We start from the raw sequence: 16919 nt of genomic DNA on the forward strand, positions 1-16919 counted from the left end.
CATCAGAACTATAGATAGCCTGCCCTAATCTAACATCGCGGCCATCCGGTTCCGAATCGGCTTCTCGAACACTCCTTCCGTTGTATCGTCTAGCCGAACACACACCGAGTGTTCCCCACGTCACACCGAGGAACGGGCGAGATCCGCATGATGAAATTCCTTCAGAACCTCGGCAAATCGATCATGCTGCCAGTGGCAGTACTACCGGTTGCCGCGATCCTGGTCGGCATATCCAACTGGATAATCGGCGCGAACGGCGGTGAAGCCAATGTCGTCACAGCGTTCCTGCAGACCGCGGGACTGGCGATCATCGCCAACATGCCGATCCTGTTCGCCGTCGGCGTCTCGATCGGCATGGCGAAGAAGTCCGACGGAACGTCTGCCCTCGCGGGCCTCGTGTCGTGGCTGATCATCACGAGCTTGCTGGCGCCCGCCTCGGTCATGACTCTGCTCAGCTCCGGGTTCGCGAACTCCGAACTGAAAGCCGACACGAAGATCAGCGCGGGCCAGCAGGTCGCCGAGGTCGGCGGCAAGCTGATGCTGCAATCGCCGGACGTCAACGCCGCATTCTCCCCCGGCGCGTTCCAGAACGCGTTCATCGGCATCCTCTGCGGCGTGATCGGCGCGCTCTGCTACAACCGGTTCAAAGACACCAAGCTGCCGGACGCGCTGTCGTTCTTCTCCGGCCGCCGCTCGGTCGCCATCGTCACCGCGGGCGTCTCGCTGATCGTCGGACTGATCCTGCTGTTCCTGTGGCCGCTCATCTACACCGGCCTGGTGAACTTCGGTGAATGGATCGTCGGACTCGGCGCCTTCGGCGCGGGCATCTACGGCTTCTTCAACCGTCTGCTCATCCCGTTCGGCCTGCATCACGCACTGAACTCGGTGTTCTGGTTCGACGTCGCCGGCATCAACGACCTCTCCAACTTCGCTGCAGGCAATGACGGCCACGGCGTCCACGGCGTCACCGGCCAGTACATGACCGGCTTCTTCCCGATCATGATGTTCGGCCTCCCCGGAGCCGCGCTCGCCATGTACGTGACCGCCAAGACCAAGCGCAAGAAGATCGCCTACGGCATCCTGCTGTCCGGCGCGGTCGCGTCGTTCTTCGTCGGCGTCACCGAGCCGCTCGAGTTCGCATTCATGTTCCTCGCGCCGTTCCTGTTCGTCATCCACGCCCTGTTCATGGGCATCTCGATGGCGATCAGCCAACTGCTCCCCGTCCGGATGGGCTTCGGCTTCTCCGGCGGCTTCGTCGACCTGGTCCTCAACTGGACCAACCCGATGGCCGAGAACCCGTGGATCATCCTGATCATGGGCCCGATCTGGTTCGCGATCTACTTCTTCGTCTTCCGCTGGGTGATCCTGAAGTTCCAGCTCAAGACGCCGGGACGCGAGGACGACGACGAAGTCGACGAGGAGGACGGCGACTCGTCAGCCGGCTTCGTCGGCACCGCCGCGAAGTTCATCGACGCACTCGGCGGCAAGGCCAACATCACCGAGCTCGACAACTGCGCCACCCGACTGCGCATGGAGATCGCCGACACGTCGAAGGTCGACGAACCGGCGCTCAAGCGGGCGGGCGCCGCGGGCACCATCAAGCCGGGCGGCAACTCCGTGCAGGTGATCTACGGCCTCAACGTCCAGTTCGTGAAGGACGCGATGGAGAAGCTCATGTCGGGCCAGATCGAGGCGCCGACCGCCGATGACACCGCAACCGCGATCATCGAGACCGAGGCTCCGACCGCGGCCGTCGCGACCCTGGAGAAGACCGCGACCGTCGCATTGAAGCGCCCCCTGCAGGGCTACGCGATCGCGCTGTCGGAGGTGCCGGACAAGACGTTCTCGTCGGGGATGATGGGTCCGGGCGCCGCGATCCTCCCGTCCGCGGGCGAGGTGACCGCGCCCGCGGACGCCACCGTCGTCACCGTCTTCCCGACCGGTCATGCCATCGGTCTGAAGCTGACGGACGGCACCGAGGTCCTGATCCACGTCGGCCTCGACACCGTCAAGATGAAGGGCGACGGCTTCGAACCGCTGGTCAAGGCGGGCGACACCGTCACCGAAGGCCAGCCGATCCTGAACGTCGACCTCGCCAAGATCGAGGCCGCGGGCTACAAGACCGTGACGCCCGTCGTGGTGATGAACAACAAGGAGGCGGTCGTCGAACTCACCTGAGTACCGTTGACCGCATGTATGTGAAGGTCTGCGGACTCACCGATCCCGACACCGTCGACGTGGCCGTCGACGCCGGAGCCGACGCCGTCGGGGTCGTGATGAACCGGACCAGTCCGCGAGCCGTGGACGCCGACACCGCCCGCTCGATCGTCGATCGAGCGGGCGGTCGCGTCGACACTGTCCTCGTGGTGAACGACATGTCCGCCGCGGACGCCGCACGGATCGCCGCGGGCCTCGGTTTCTCGGTGCTTCAGTTGCACGGCGGGTACACCGAGGCCGACTTCGCCGATGCGGCCGCGATCTTCCCCCGACTGTGGCGGGCCACATCGCTGGCCGTCGACCCACCGCTGGAGGTCGGCGCGTACGGCGAAGTCGCACTCCTGTTGGACGCCCCGCGTCCCGGCTCCGGCGAGACGTGGGACCTCTCGGTCCTCGCCGACCGCGGCGTGCACGGCGCCTGGCTGCTCGCAGGCGGCCTGACCTCCGACAACGTCGCCGACGCCATCGCCGCGGCCAGGCCCTGGGGCGTCGACACCTCGAGCGGAGTCGAGGCCTCCCCCGGCGTGAAGGACCACGCGAAGGTCCGCGCGTTCATCAAGGCCGCGCGCGAGGCCCAGACGCCCTAGACCAGCGCAGCCACCTCGTCGACCGCGGCCTGCCCGGTCGAGGCGATCGTGTGCGCGACGATCCCCGACTCCGAGTGCGAGTCGGTGATCCAGCGCGTGAACGCGGCCGCCGCACCCGCGGCGACATCGGCAGGCACGCCGCCGACCGGCGGGATCACGACGAGCGTTCCGCCTCCCGCGGTGGTCCACTGCGCGACGAGGTCGGCGGCGACGCCGACGTGGGCCATGACGGCGCCGGTCCACATGTCGCCCCAGTCGTCATCCGAGGCGTCGAGCCCCCGGTCGGCCACCGACTCGGACGTTCCGATCCAGACGTCTACGCCGCCGAGCCACTCGTTCGCCAACGCGACGACGTCGTCGTCGCCGGGTGCGGCGATCGCCCCGATCTCGTGCGCGAGTTCGTGGAGTGCCACCGGGTCGAGATCGTTGACCAGCACTCGGTGCCCGTCGGCCGCGAGCCGCGCGGCGACGTCCCGTCCGACGCCCGCGTTGGCCCCGGTCACCACGATCCGACGCGCCTGTCGTTGTCCAGTCATGTCTGTCCCCTCTATCGGCTCGAATCAAAAATAAGCAGTCGCTTATTTCTGAGCATGACAGACGCTCGATCGACTGCCAAGGGCATTTCGCGAAATCGCGGCCGATCGCGCGATCGGAGCCGAGTGGGGTATGGTCACCCGCGAAAGTAAGCGATCGCTCTTTTTTGTGGAAGGAGACTCCGTGGCGACGAAGGCAGAGCTGACGCGCGCGCGTCTTCTGAACGGCGCGATGGCGTCGTTCGCCGAACACGGCTTCCACGGCACCGGGACCCGGCACATCGCGGCGGCCGCAGGCATGAGCCCGGCCGCGGTGTACGTGCACTACTCGTCGAAAGAGGAACTCCTCTACGAGATCACCAGGGCCGGACACCGGGAACTGCTCACGATCGTCGAGGCCGCCGCCGCCGACGACGACGCCGACGCGCCGAGCCGCCTGAAGACCCTGGTCTGCGACTTCGTCGTCTACCACGCACAGCATCGAGAAAGTGCGAGCGTGGTGAACTACGAGCTCACCAAGCTCACCCCCGAACACCTCGCCGAGGTCGTCGGACTGCGGCACGGGATCGACGCCGCCATCCGACGAGTCCTCACCGACGGCGTCCGCGACGGCGTGTTCCACATCGGCGACATCGCCATGACCACCACCGCGGTCGCCTCCCTCGCGGTCGACGTCTCGCGGTGGTTCCGCGACGGCCGATCCAGGAGCCCCCACGAGGTCGGCGACTACTTCGCCTCCCTCGCCCTGCGCATGGTGGGCGCACCCCAAGACCCGAACTGAAACAGCAGTCGACAAGTGAAGGAGGCGGCGATGCGCCGCGAGATCTACAACGAAGACCACGAAGCGTTCCGGGAGACCGTTCGCGCGTTCATCGAGACCCAGATCGTGCCCGTGTACGACGAGTGGCTCGAGAACGGCATCGTGCCGCGCGACTTCTACCTCAAGGTCGGCGAGCTCGGCCTGTTCGGCATCGAAGTGCCCGAGGAGTACGGCGGCGCGGGCATCGACTCGTACAAGTTCGAGGCCGTCGTCACCGAGGAGATGGCCCGCGCGGGCGTCAGCCTCGGCGGCAGCGCAGCGCACATCCCGCTCTGCCTGCCCTACCTGCTCAAGCACGCCAACGAGGAGCAGAAGCAGCGCTGGCTGCCCGGCATGGCGTCCGGCGAGACGATGTTCGCGATCGCGATGACCGAGCCGGGCACCGGTTCGGACCTCGCGGGCATGCGCACCACCGCCAAGCTCACCGAGGACGGCACCCACTACGTCCTCAACGGTGCGAAGACCTTCATCACCGGCGGTGTCAACGCCGACCGCGTGATCGTCTGCGCTCGCACCTCCGCGCCGAGCGAGTCGGATCGTCGCTTCGGCATCACCCTGCTCGTGGTCGACACCAAGACCGAGGGCTTCGCCATCGGCCGCAAGCTCGACAAGCTGGGCCTGCGCACCTCGGACACCGCCGAGCTGTCGTTCACCGACGTGCTGGTTCCGGTCGAGGACCTGCTCGGCGAGGAGAACCAGGGCTTCTACTACCTGGGCCAGCATCTCCCCCGCGAGCGCCTCTCGATCGCCGTCGGCGCATACGCGCAGGCGGTGGCCGCGATCCGTTTCGCGAAGGACTACACGCTCGAGCGCAACGTGTTCGGCAAGCCGGTCGCCGCTTTCCAGAACACCAAGTTCGAGCTCGCCGCATGCCAGGCGCAGGCCGACGCGATGGAGGCCGTCGTCGACCGCGCTCTCGAGGCGTACGACCGCAAGGAGCTGTCCGCAGCGGACGCCGCTTCGGCCAAGCTGTTCTGCACCGAGGCCGCGGCCGACATCATCGACCGCTGCCTCCAGCTGCACGGCGGCTACGGCTACATGAACGAGTACCCGATCGCTCGCCTGTACGCGGACAACCGCGTCAACCGCATCTACGGCGGCACCAGCGAAGTGATGCGCTCGATCATCGCCAAGAACATGGGTCTGTAGACACCAGCACGCACACCACGACGGCCCCGGAAGTGACATCGTTCACGTCCGGGGCCGTCGCGCGTCAGATGTCACGCCGCCAGCAGTTGCGAGCAAACTGTTAGTGACTAACAATCGTTAGCATGTCATCGATTCTCTTTCGCCTCGGGCGATTCTCCTTCCGACACAAGTGGTGGGTGATCGCCGCCTGGATCGGAGCCCTCGCCGCGGTCCTCGTCGGCGTCGGCGCGCTGCAGCCGAAGTTCTCGCAGGACTTCGAGCTGCCGGGCACCGACGGCGGCACCGCCATGACCCAGATGCAGGACTACTTCCCTGCCATCAATGAGCAGCAGTCCCAGTCGAACACCACCGTGTTCGTCGCGGCGGACGACGGCCTGGCGAAGCACAGCAGCCAGATCGACGCCCTCGTCGCCGATCTGGCGAAGCTGCCCGACGTGGTGAACACGCCGGAGGCTCCGCTCGCGAACCCGCTCACCATCGCCGAGAAGGCGCCTGCCGCGGCGTCCCAGGTGATCGGCGATCAGGGCCGCGTCGGCCGCATCTCCGTCCACCAGACCATCAACATCCAGGACCTGACCGCCGACGACAAGAAGGAGCTCAAGGACATCCTCGAGCGCCACCGCGTCGACGGCCTGCAGGTCGAGGCGCAGGGCGGCGCGATGAACGCCCAAGAGCAGGGCGGGACCGCCGAGATCGCCAGCCTCGGCCTGGCGTTCGTCATCATGATCGTCGCGTTCGGCGTGCTCGTCGCCGCGTTCATCCCGCTGATCACCGCCATCGTCGGCGTCGGCATCACCTTCATGCTCGTCACGCTCGCCGCCGACTTCATCTCGATCAACGTCTCCGCCACCGGCATCATCATGATGCTCGGCATCGCCGTCTCCATCGACTACGCGCTGTTCATCGTCTCCCGCTACCGGTCGGAGGTGCATCGAGGCGGTGACCGCGCCGACGCCGCCGGTCGTGCCGTCGGAACAGCGGGCAGTGCCGTCGTCTTCGCGGGCCTGACGGTGATGATCGCCGTCGCGGCGCTCGCCGTGATCGGCCTGCCCTTCATCACCCAGATGGGTCTGGGCGCGGCACTCGCCGTGTTCGTCGCCGTGTTCTCCGCACTGACGTTCATCCCGGCCCTGCTCGGCGCGTTCGGACGCTTCGCGTTCGCCGGCCGCATCCCGTGGATCAAGAACGCCGAGGAGAACGAGGCGTCCAACCCGATGGGCGTCCGGTTCGGTCGCACCATCGTCAAGCGTCCACTGCCGTTCATCGTCGCAGGTCTGGCCGTCCTGGCCCTCGCCGCGATCCCGATCAAGGGCCTGCAGCTGGGCCTGAGCATGGACTCCGACGACCAGGTCGCGGCGCACGAGCTCGCGACCAAGGGCTTCGGTGCGGGCATCGGCGGCGAACTGTTCGTCGTCGTCCACACCGACAAGGGCACCGTCGACACAGCGGCCGCGACCGCGATCAGCGAGATCAAGACCCTGCCGAACGTCGTCCTGCCCGAGCAGATCTCGTGGATGGGCAACGGCGGCGACCCGAAGAACCCGAACGCGAACGCGAACACCGCGCTCATCGTCGTGACGCCGAACAGCTCGCCGTCGTCCACCGAGACGCACGATCTGGTGGAGAAGATCCGCGACCTCTCGCCGTCGATCGAGGCCAAGGGCGCCGAGATCCATGTCGGCGGTCAGACCGCGATCATGTCCGACCTGTCCGCCAAGCTCGACAAGGCCTTCATCCCGTACCTGCTGGTGGTCGTCGGGCTCGCGTTCCTGATCATGATCGGCGTGTTCCGATCGATCTGGGTTCCGCTCATCGGCACACTCGGGTTCGTGTTCTCGGTGCTCGCGACCTTCGGCATCACGTCGTGGATCTTCACCGACGGCGCGTTCGGCCTCATCGCGCACCCGAAGCCGCTGCTCTCGTTCCTGCCGATCTTCCTGGTCGGCGTGGTGTTCGGCCTCGCGATGGACTACCAGGTGTTCCTGGTGACCCGCATGCGTGAGGAGTTCATGCACGGCATGAACGCCAAGGACGCGATCATCGCAGGTTACCGCCACGGCGCACGCGTCGTGACGACCGCCGCGATCATCATGATCTGCGTGTTCGCGTCGTTCATGCTCGGCCCGGACACGACGACCAAGATGATGGGCTTCGCACTCGCGATCGCCGTGTTCTTCGACGCCTTCATCATCCGCATGATGGTCGTCCCCGCCGTGATCGCCATGCTCGGCGACCGCGCCTGGGGTCTGCCGAAGTGGCTCGACAAGGTCGTCATCGACTTCGACATCGAAGGCAGCAAGGTCCGCGACCTCGGCGTCCCGGCCGAGCCCGCCCCGGTGAGCGTCGGCAAGGCCGACTGACCATGCCGACCGACAGCTCCACCCAGACCGCGGCCCCGGGGACTACCTCGGGGCCGCGGCCCGGTCTGCGGGAACGCAACAAGGCCCGCACCCGCAAGGCGATCCGCACGGCCGCGATGGACCTCTTCGAACAGCAGGGATACACCGCGACGACGGTCGCACAGATCGCCGACGCCGCGGACGTCTCGCACACCACGTTCTTCCGCTACTTCCAGAGCAAGGAACAGGTGGTCTTGCAGGACGACATCGAGGACGCCGAACGTCTGGCGCTTCTCGAAGCGATCGAACCGGGCCTGGACCGGTTCGCCCTGATCAGGCGGATCATCAGCGACCTGTACTGCCTCGGCGAGAACGACGAGTGGGCGTCGAACCCCGCCCGTTTCCGGCTGATCAAGACCGAACCGGGCCTGCTCATGGCCCAGCAGGCCGAGTCGGACACGATCATCGCGACGACCATCGGATTCATCTCCGACTACCTCGGCGTCCCGAGCGACGACCTCCGACTCCGGGTGTTCATGGCCGCGGTCACCGGGGTCATGTTCCACGTGGTCGACCAGTCCGGCATCACCGAAGTTCCGACCCTCGAGGAGTGCCTCGAGGCGATCGGTCTCCTCGAGGCCGGCCTGCCCGTGTAGAGACACTGTCGTACGCTTGTTCGCATGACGAACCAGTCCGACAGATCGGGCACCAGCCTCGGCCCGTACCGCCTCGTTCGACTCCTCGGACGAGGCGGGATGGGCGAGGTGTACGAAGCCGTCGACACGTCCAAGGACAGGACTGTCGCCCTCAAACTCCTTCCTCCCCACCTGGCCGACGACGCCGAGTTCCGGGCACGCTTCATGCGCGAGTCCCAGACGGTCGCCCGCCTCAACGATCCTCACGTGATCCCGATCCACGACTTCGGCGAGATCGACGGACTGCTGTTCCTGGACATGCGGATAGTGCACGGCCGCGACCTGCGCAGCATGCTCTCCGCCGGGGCGCTGCCCGCGGATCGGGCCGTCGCCCTGATCACCCAGATCGCCGGAGCACTCGACTCCGCGCACGCATCCGGACTCCTGCATCGCGACGTGAAACCCGAGAACATCCTCGTCGACGCGAACGACTTCGCGTACCTCGTCGACTTCGGCATCGCTCAGTCCGTGGGCGCCACGCGGCTCACCGCGACCGGCGCGGCGATCGGATCGTTCGTCTACATGGCACCCGAGCGATTCGGCGAGACCGTCGATCTCACTCCGGCGAGCGACGTGTACTCGCTGGCCTGCGTGCTTTTCGAAGCCGTCACGGGTGTTCCGCCGTTCAGCTCGACGAGCTATGAGCAACTCATCACCGGGCACCTGACGCGCCCGGTCCCGCCGACGGGCACCGTCCTGGATCCCGTCATCGCCGCGGGCACAGTCAAAGACCCCGCGGGGCGCACCTCATCGTGCAGGGAGTTCGCGGCCGCCGCGAACGCGATGCTCACCGGCGGCAGGCCTCCGACGCCGATCCCCGTCGCCCATCCCGCGCCCACCGTCCCCGCCACGTCGCATCGAGGCCGGACCTCGATGATCGCCGCCGCGGTCGCGATCGCCGCGCTCCTGGCGGGCGCGGGTGCCGTCTGGTTCGCGGTACAGGCCTCCTCGCCCGACCCGACGCCGACCGCCGCGTCATCCGCTCCGCCGACGACCACGACGCCGCCCCCGACCCAGGCGACGACGACGGTCACCCAGACCCAGGTGCTCACCCCCGACCCGACGGTCACCGCCGTGACGCCCGCCTCGGCCGATCTCGGCTTGAGCACGCCGATCAGCCGTCCCCCATGCGACGGCCGGACGATCCTCATCGTCGCGAGCGTGACGACGCCGGGCGAGTACGCCCAGGGTGTCGCGCGGGCCCTTGCCGACAATCCCGGAGCGGAGTACCTCCGGACCGACGAATCGTGCTCATCGCTTCGGCAGTCGTTGAACGGCAACCCGATCTACGCCGTGTACTTCGAGGGGGACTCACTCGCCGACACCTGCGCACTCCACGCGCGGATGGGAAGCTCGACCAATGCGCGTCGGCTGGACGACTCCACGCCGCCGAACACGAACATCTGCTGAGCGGGTGAAGTCGGCTCCCGTTCGTTGAGCGAGCGAAGCGAGTCGACGCGTCGTACCAGGTCATCGTGCCGTGTCGAACGGGGTGTGCACGTTCGTTCACACCGGGAATCACTCATCTAGGCTGTTCGGCATGACTGTCGCAGCCGATCGTTCCGGCGCCGCACTCGGCCCGTACCGCCTTCTCCGACTGCTCGGCAAGGGCGGCATGGGCGAGGTGTACGAGGCGCACGACACGGTCAAGGATCGGAACGTCGCGCTGAAGCTGCTGCCGCCGCACCTCGCGGGCGACGAGCAGTTCCGCGCCCGGTTCCTCCGGGAGTCGCAGACCGTCGCGCGCCTCAACGATCCGCACGTCATCCCGATCCACGATTTCGGCGAGATCGACGGCCTCCTGTACCTGGACATGCGGATCGTCCACGGCCGTGACCTGCGGAGCCTCATCGACGAGGGGCGGATCGACCCCGAGCGCGCGGTGTCGTTGATCGCGCAGGTCGCCGGAGCCCTGGACGCCGCACACAGATCGGGCCTCCTGCACCGCGATGTGAAGCCGGAGAACATCCTCGTCGACGCCAACGACTTCGCGTACCTCGTCGACTTCGGGATCGCCCAGTCGGCGGGGGCCACCCGCTTCACCGCGACCGGCGCCGCGATCGGCTCGTTCGCGTACATGGCTCCGGAACGGTTCGGCGACGACGCCGCGCTCACTCCGGCAAGCGACGTCTACTCGCTGGCCTGCGTGTTGTTCGAGGCGGTCACCGGCGCTCCCCCGTATCCGTCGACGAGCTACGAGCGGATCATCTCCAGCCACCTGACCCGGCCGATCCCGCCGACCGGAACCGTCCTCGACCCGGTGATCGCGGCGGGGACCACGAAGGATCCGGCGCAGCGCATCGCATCGTGCGGGGCGTTCGCCGACGCCGCGAAGGACGCACTCGCGGGGCGGCACACGCCGACGCTCGTGGCCCCGATCCCGCAGCCCGCGCCGATGCAGAGCCCGTATCCCCAACCCGTCGGCTATCCGGTGCCGTATCCGACGGGGCCGCAGCCGACCCGATCGTCAGGCGGGAAGACGGCGCTCATCGCAGCGGCGGTCGCGGCGGTCACGCTGCTGGCGGCGGGCGGCGCGTTCTGGCTGCTGACGGACGGCTCCGACGACGACACCGCGACCACCGCGGCCGCCGTCACCTCCACCGGGGCGTCGCAGACTCCCGGCGAACTGCCGACCGTCACCCAGACCGTTCCCGGCGAGCCCGAGCAGACGCAGACCGTCCAGACCACGGCGACGCGCACCACGCCGGACGCCGCGCCCGCACGTGCCCGCGGCGACCTCGGCCTGCCGACGCCGATGACCGTGCCCTCGTGCGACGGTCGGACGATCGTCATCGTCTACAACGCGACGACACCCGGTCAGTACTCGCAGGAGATCTCGTCGGCGCTCGCGTCGAATCCCGGCGCGAAGTACCTGCGGACCGACAACTCCTGCTCGTCGATGCGCCAGGCGTACGACGACGGCAGCGCCATCTACGCCGTCTACTACGAGGGTTCGTCGCTCGCCGACACCTGCGCGACCAAGGCCCGCATCGGCGGAGCCGTCTACGCGCGACGCCTCGACGACTCGACACCCGTCGGAACGGAGATCTGCTAGTCCCACCCGGCACAATGGAGCCATGTGGGGCTTCATCGGCGACTATTGGTGGCTCGTCTTCGTGTTCGGCGGCTCGATCGGAGGTGCGGCCCGGGCCATCGGGGCGTGGAACGAGCGCCGTGAGCAGCGCAGTCTCGAGCGATATCGGATCAAGCACGAGTCGTCGGTGGCACGCGCCGAAGCAGAGAGCCGCGGGCGGATCGACGCCGCGTCCGTGCAGCGCGAGCTCGACGCCGCCGTCGCCGAGCACAACGGCGTCGACGAACGCTGGTTCGCGCACGAGACCGATCTCGCGACGCTGTTGGACTATCCGATGCTCGTCGACCTTCGTGAACCGATGACGGAGAAGTTCCACCGCGATCGCAGTCGGGCCGAGTTGTTGCGCCCGTCGGCCGACGCCGCATCCGACCCAGTCGCGGTCCGTGCCTACCGCGACGCCGTCCACGACTACGCTGTGTCGCTCGGCGTGGCCGAACAGGAGGCCAGACGGCGGCGGCGGTCCGATTTCAGTCCGGTCGAGCAGGAGCGGCTCGCCCGGGCACAACGACTGTTGGCGCTCGCGATGGACGACGGCGCGTCGCCGCAGGAACGGCGTCAAGCGTACGAGAGGGCCAGGGCCGAGCTGGACGGTCTGATCGATCTGCCGACGTCGGGCGCCACGGCGTTGGAGTCGACGATGCGGGCGGCACTCGAGCGGGGAGAGGGTCCACAACCCGCCTGAGGGGTGAACGAAGCCGGAATGGCATGGAAACACGCCTTCCTGAGAGGATTCTGTGACGTCTGCCGTTCGGAACCGCGACTGTGAACTGACTCACCAGTAACATTCCGGGCATGTCTCTGCCCCGCAGTATCGCCGCCGTCGTCGTCACGATCGGCGCGGTCGTCTCCACCGCCCTCCTTCCCGCCCCCGCCGCGATCGCCGCGCCCGACGACTCCCTCGTGAGCGCCCTGCACACACGCGGGACGTCGATCATCGACTCGTCCGGACGCGTCGTGCTCAACCACGGCGTGAACAACGTCGACAAGAGTGCGCCGTACATGACGGCGAACGACGGATTCACCGTCACCGACGCCGACGCGACCAAGCTCGCGAACCTCGGCTTCAACTCGGTCCGTCTCGGCGTCTCGTTCGACGCCCTCATGCCCACGAAGGGCGACGTCGACGAGGCCTACATCGCGCGCGTCGTCGGAGTCGTCGACATGCTGGCGTCGCACGGCATCCGCACGCTCCTGGACAACCATCAGGACGGCCTGTCGTCGCCGTGGGACGGCAACGGATTCCCCGCGTGGTCGATCAAGTCCCGGCCCGCCCAGGGCGAGCCCAACCCCGGATTCCCGCTGTTCTACCTGATGCCGTCGATGAACAAGGCCTGGGACGAGGTCTGGACCAACAGCAACGGAGTCATCGACTACCTCGGCACCGCGCTGAAGTCGCTCGCGGCGGGCCTCAAGGGCCACGCGGGCGTCATGGGCATCGAACTCCTCAACGAGCCGTGGCCCGGCACCGCGGCCCTCACATGCTTCCCGGTCGGCTGCCCCCTGTTCGACCTCCAGTACCAGAACACGATGTCCAAGCTGACCCGCTACGTCCGCCAGGGCGACCCGAGCGTGCCCGTCTACTGGGAGCCCAACGTCACGTGGAACCAGATGATGCCGTCGTACATGGGTCTGAAGAACATCCGTGACCGCAACATCGTCATCGCGCCGCACGACTACTGCATCCCGTCGCAGCTCGCGATCTACCTCGGACTGCCCGAGCAGCTCCGCGCACTGTGCTCGGCTCAGCAGGGCCTCACCTGGACGCACGTCGACGAGGTGACCCGTCGCACCGGCAAGCCGGTCGTCATCACGGAGTTCGGCGACGTCGACGCATCCGTGCTCAGTCAGACCCTCGACCGCGCCGACAAGCGCTTCATGGGCTGGATGTACTGGCACTACTCGAGCGGACAGTCCCTGGCGGGCGTCTCGCGCGAGCTCGTCCGCACGTACCCGCAGGCCACCGCGGGTCGACCGGGCAAGATGACCTTCAACACCGCGACCGGCGCGTTCTCGTTCACCTACGTGCCCAACCAGTCGATCAGCGCGCCGACAGTCATCTACCCGTCGAGCGTGCACTACCCGAACGGCTACACGGTTCAGGTGACCGGCGGGCACTACGAGACCACCTCGAACGGTCGCCTCCACGTGTTCGCCGACGGTTCGGCTCCGGTCACCGTCACCGTGAACTCGAAGTGACGAAAGTCCCTTCGTGCCTCCGTGTTCGGCACGTCCGCGGTACCGTGCGCGATCGTTCACCTTCACCGGTTACCATCCACTCGTGCTGGAAGATCTGAACAAGAAGGCCAAGAAGGCCGGACTGCATGTCGCGGTCTCGAAGAAGGCTGACCTGTACAGCATCCGCAAGATGAAGAACGGGAAGCTGGTCGCCAAGAACATCGACATCGACGATGTCCTGGCCCTGATCAAGAAGTACAAGTAGGTGTCGATGACCCGCATGGCCTCGACCGTGGTGCACACCGCGGTCGAGGCCATGCTCCGTCCACCGCGGACCGTCGCCGAAATGCTGCGGATGCTCGACGGCCCCGTCGACCTGACCGGCCGGACGATCCTGCTGACCGGGGCGTCGTCGGGCATCGGCGAGGCCGCCGCGCATCTGCTCGCGCGGCGCGGCGCGACGGTCATCGCCGTCGCCCGCACACCCGAGACACTGCGGGCCACGTGCGACGCGATCACCGAGGCGGGCGGGATCGCTCACCCGTTGACGGCCGATCTGTCCGACCCGGACGACGCACGGCGTCTCGCGGCCGAAGTGCTCGACAGATTCGGCCCGCCGGACGTCCTCATCAACAACGCGGGCCGGTCCATCCGGCGGTCGGCCGTCGACACCGTCGACCGGTTCCACGACTACGAACGCACGATGGCGCTCAACTACTTCGGGCCGGTCGCCCTCATCCTCGGCCTGCTGCCCGCGATGATCGACGCCGGACGCGGCCACATCGTCAACGTCGTCACCTGGGGCGTCACGGCGGGAGCGATGCCGAAGTTCGCCGCGTACCACGCCTCGAAGGCCGCGCTGGCCGCGTTCGGGCGGTCGTTGGACGGCGAATGCGAGGGCACCGGCGTCACCGTGACCAATGCGGGTTTCCCGCTGGTGCGGACGCCGATGATCGCGCCGACGTCGTCGTACGACGACGCGCCCGCCCTCACCTCGGAGCAGGCGGCGCAGTGGCTGCTGCAGGCCGTCGTCGACCGGCCTGCCGAACTGTATCCGCGGTACGCGGTCGCGCTGCGCGCCGTCGGCGCGTTCTCGCCGCGGGCCGTCCACCGACTCGTCGCGCGCGTCGGCATCTGACCCGCCCGCGGCGCCGCGTCAGCTGCGGGCGACGATCCAGTCGACGACGGTGCCGATCACCTCGTCCTGCTCCGGTTCGTTGAAGATCTCGTGGTACAGGCCGGGCAGGATGGTGACGGTGAGGTCGTCGCTGCCCGCGAGACGCTCGACGATCCGGCTGCCCTCCGGATTGGCGAGGACGTCGCCGCCGCCGTGCAGGACCAGGGTCGGCATGGTCAGGCTTCCGAGTCGCTTCGGGAAGTCGCCCATGGCTCCGATGAGCGCGCCGCCCAGACCCGCGGGGATCTTGCCGTGCCAGACCATCGGGTCGGCCTCGTAGGCCGCGACGACCTTCGGGTCGCGGCTGACACCCGATGCCGGAAGAGCGGCCGCGGGCAGCCACGGCGCGACTTTGCCGAGGATCGGCGCGAGCTTGACCATCAGCGGCGGCAGGTCGGCGCCGGGCACGATGGCCGGCCCGGACAGGACGAGGCCGTCGAGCATGTCGGGGTGATCGAGCGCGTACGCCAGTGCGATCGCGCCGCCCATGCTGTGGCCGATCAAGAAACGCGGCCTGCGGTCGGATGCGGCGACACCGATCACGCTGTGCAGGTCTGCGACGAAGTCGCCGAAGTCGGTGACGCCGAGCCGCTTCCCCGACGACCGGCCGTGACCGGCATGGTCGGGGACGACGACGAGGTAGCCGCGATCGGCGATCGCACGGGCCACGTGATGGTAGCGACCGCCGTGTTCGCCGAGACCGTGCGCGACGACGACGACGCCCACCGGCTCCCCCTCGGGGCGGTGGACGTCGTAGACGATGGTGTTGCCGTTGCGACCGGTTACCGACGCTGTGGAAGTCTGCATGCAGGCAGAGTAGCGCCGATCACACCGTCAGTCGGACTGGGCCCTGATCGCGAGCCTTCCATTCTCGAACATCAGCGGGTACAGCAGTCCGCCGATGAGACCGCCGATGAGCGGCGCGACCCAGAAGACCCACAGCTGACCGGGCGCCCCGTTGCCGTTGAAGAAGGCGACGGCCGTCGACCTGGCCGGGTTGACCGACGTGTTGGAGATCGGGATCGAGATGAGGTGGATCAGGGTCAGCGACAGGCCGATCGCCAACGGGCCGAAACCCTTCGGCGCACGCCCGTCGGTGGCACCGAGGATGACGATGAGGAAGAACGCGGTGAGGATCACCTCGGCGAGGATCACCGCGGCCAGGCTGTAGCCGTTGGGCGAGTGGTCGCCGTACCCGTTGGCCGCCATGTTGCCTTCGGCCGACCAGCCGCTCTGACCTCGGGCGATCGTGTAGAGCGCCAGACCGGCGAGCAGGCCGCCGATCACCTGGGACATCCAGTAGCCCGGCAGGTCGCGCCAGCTGAGGCGGCCGCTGACGGCAGCGCCGAGCGTCACGGCCGGATTGAAGTGGCCGCCGGAGATGTGTCCGACCGCGTACGCCATCGTCACGACGGTCAGGCCGAACGCCAGAGCGACGCCGAGGAAGCCGATGCCGAGTTGGACGCTCGTCGCGGTCCCCGCGTCCTCGGCGACGACTTTCGCCGCGAATATCGCGCTGCCGCAGCCGCCGAAGACCAGCCAGAACGTTCCGAACGCTTCGGCCAGCCACTTCGCTGGTGTCGATACGGTGTCGGTCATTGCTCACTCCCCCTGTGGTGCCGACCGATCGTCGCTCAGTCGGCGTCGATGATCCCCAGCCGCCCGGCGACCGCTCGCCCGACAGACTCGATCGCCCCGATCGGCCGCAGTGCGGTTTCGGCGATCACGACGATGCTCTCGACCCTACTGACAACGGCCTCGAGTCGCGCGACGACGCTCGCCATCCGGGTCACCGTCTCGTCCACCCGGACCAGGGTGGTGCTGAACGTCTCGAGGGTCACCTCGAGGTTCTCCAGGGTGCCGTCGAGGTCGGACGTCGTCTTCGCGAGCCCGGCCAGGACCGGCCCCATCTCGCCGATGATGTCTTCGACCTGGTTGACGGTCTGGTCGGCGTTGAGTGCCGCCTGCGCCAGCTTGCGCAGACGCTGACGTTCCGGTCCCGAGCGTGCGCGATCCTCGGGCGTCGACATGATTGCCATAAGTCCAAGTATGACCGGTGCGGAGCGGTTCCGGGAATGGATTGGGCGCGGGTACGGTTGAGGACGGCAGATCGTTCAAATTTTAAGAACTGGA

At 67.6% G+C, this 16919-nt stretch carries 16 protein-coding genes; 12 read left to right on the plus strand and 4 right to left on the minus strand.

Going from position 1 to position 16919, the window contains the following annotated elements; genetic code table 11:
* The first annotated feature begins 147 nt into the window (after positions 1-147).
* The gene (gene nagE, locus GYB83_RS06280; RefSeq protein ID WP_161894707.1) at positions 148-2178 is read left to right on the plus strand and encodes an N-acetylglucosamine-specific PTS transporter subunit IIBC; all 2031 of its coding nucleotides are present in this window, start codon (positions 148-150) and stop codon (positions 2176-2178) included.
* 14 nt (positions 2179-2192) lie between these two features.
* Positions 2193-2804, plus strand: coding sequence for a phosphoribosylanthranilate isomerase (locus tag GYB83_RS06285; protein ID WP_161894708.1), 612 nt, complete (start codon positions 2193-2195; stop codon positions 2802-2804).
* Here the strand turns inward: GYB83_RS06285 and GYB83_RS06290 are convergent.
* Positions 2801-3340 carry an SDR family NAD(P)-dependent oxidoreductase gene (locus tag GYB83_RS06290; RefSeq protein WP_161894709.1) on the minus strand — a complete coding sequence of 180 codons (540 nt, stop codon included), beginning with the start codon at positions 3338-3340 and terminating at the stop codon, positions 2801-2803. The genes GYB83_RS06285 and GYB83_RS06290 overlap by 4 nt on opposite strands.
* 181 nt (positions 3341-3521) lie before the next feature.
* On the opposite strand from GYB83_RS06290, the gene GYB83_RS06295 reads away from it, so the two are divergent.
* The 10 genes from GYB83_RS06295 (at position 3522) to GYB83_RS06335 (ending at position 14747) form a co-directional block, all read left to right on the plus strand.
* Positions 3522-4118, plus strand: a complete 597-nt coding sequence (locus GYB83_RS06295; protein WP_161894710.1) for a TetR/AcrR family transcriptional regulator — start codon at positions 3522-3524, stop codon at positions 4116-4118.
* 30 nt (positions 4119-4148) lie between these two features.
* On the plus strand, positions 4149-5306 hold the full coding sequence (locus GYB83_RS06300) for an acyl-CoA dehydrogenase family protein (RefSeq protein ID WP_161894711.1): 1158 nt from the start codon (positions 4149-4151) through the stop codon (positions 5304-5306).
* Positions 5307-5428: 122 nt separating this feature from the next.
* Positions 5429-7666 carry an MMPL family transporter gene (locus GYB83_RS06305; RefSeq protein ID WP_161894712.1) on the plus strand — a complete coding sequence of 746 codons (2238 nt, stop codon included), beginning with the start codon at positions 5429-5431 and terminating at the stop codon, positions 7664-7666.
* 2 nt (positions 7667-7668) lie between these two features.
* Complete coding sequence (locus tag GYB83_RS06310) at positions 7669-8301, plus strand: TetR family transcriptional regulator (protein ID WP_161894713.1); 633 nt, start codon at positions 7669-7671, stop codon at positions 8299-8301.
* Positions 8302-8325: 24 nt separating this feature from the next.
* Positions 8326-9750, plus strand: coding sequence for a serine/threonine-protein kinase (locus GYB83_RS06315; protein WP_161894714.1), 1425 nt, complete (start codon positions 8326-8328; stop codon positions 9748-9750).
* Positions 9751-9880: 130 nt separating this feature from the next.
* Positions 9881-11395, plus strand: coding sequence for a serine/threonine-protein kinase (locus tag GYB83_RS06320; protein ID WP_161894715.1), 1515 nt, complete (start codon positions 9881-9883; stop codon positions 11393-11395).
* 22 nt (positions 11396-11417) lie between these two features.
* Complete coding sequence (locus GYB83_RS06325) at positions 11418-12116, plus strand: hypothetical protein (RefSeq protein ID WP_161894716.1); 699 nt, start codon at positions 11418-11420, stop codon at positions 12114-12116.
* A 110-nt stretch (positions 12117-12226) separates the two neighbouring features.
* Positions 12227-13630, plus strand: coding sequence for an endoglycoceramidase I (locus GYB83_RS06330; protein ID WP_161894717.1), 1404 nt, complete (start codon positions 12227-12229; stop codon positions 13628-13630).
* A gap of 82 nt (positions 13631-13712) precedes the next feature.
* Positions 13713-13874: a hypothetical protein gene (locus GYB83_RS23355; protein ID WP_186349729.1), complete on the plus strand. Its 162-nt coding sequence runs from the start codon at positions 13713-13715 to the stop codon at positions 13872-13874.
* 6 nt (positions 13875-13880) lie between these two features.
* The gene (locus tag GYB83_RS06335) at positions 13881-14747 is read left to right on the plus strand and encodes an SDR family oxidoreductase (RefSeq protein ID WP_228461231.1); all 867 of its coding nucleotides are present in this window, start codon (positions 13881-13883) and stop codon (positions 14745-14747) included.
* A gap of 18 nt (positions 14748-14765) precedes the next feature.
* Here the strand turns inward: GYB83_RS06335 and GYB83_RS06340 are convergent, their stop codons facing one another.
* From GYB83_RS06340 to GYB83_RS06350, 3 genes are read right to left on the minus strand one after another with little or no spacing between them, the layout of a single operon-like run.
* Entirely contained in the window at positions 14766-15593 is an 828-nt protein-coding gene (locus tag GYB83_RS06340) for an alpha/beta hydrolase (RefSeq protein ID WP_161894718.1), read from the minus strand.
* 27 nt (positions 15594-15620) lie between these two features.
* Positions 15621-16385: an aquaporin Z gene (gene aqpZ, locus GYB83_RS06345; protein ID WP_161894719.1), complete on the minus strand. Its 765-nt coding sequence runs from the start codon at positions 16383-16385 to the stop codon at positions 15621-15623.
* A 35-nt stretch (positions 16386-16420) separates the two neighbouring features.
* Positions 16421-16825, minus strand: coding sequence for a hypothetical protein (locus GYB83_RS06350; RefSeq protein WP_161894720.1), 405 nt, complete (start codon positions 16823-16825; stop codon positions 16421-16423).
* Positions 16826-16919: the final 94 nt, after the last annotated feature.

Source organism: Gordonia spumicola (assembly GCF_009932475.1).
Taxonomy (GTDB): domain Bacteria; phylum Actinomycetota; class Actinomycetes; order Mycobacteriales; family Mycobacteriaceae; genus Gordonia; species Gordonia spumicola.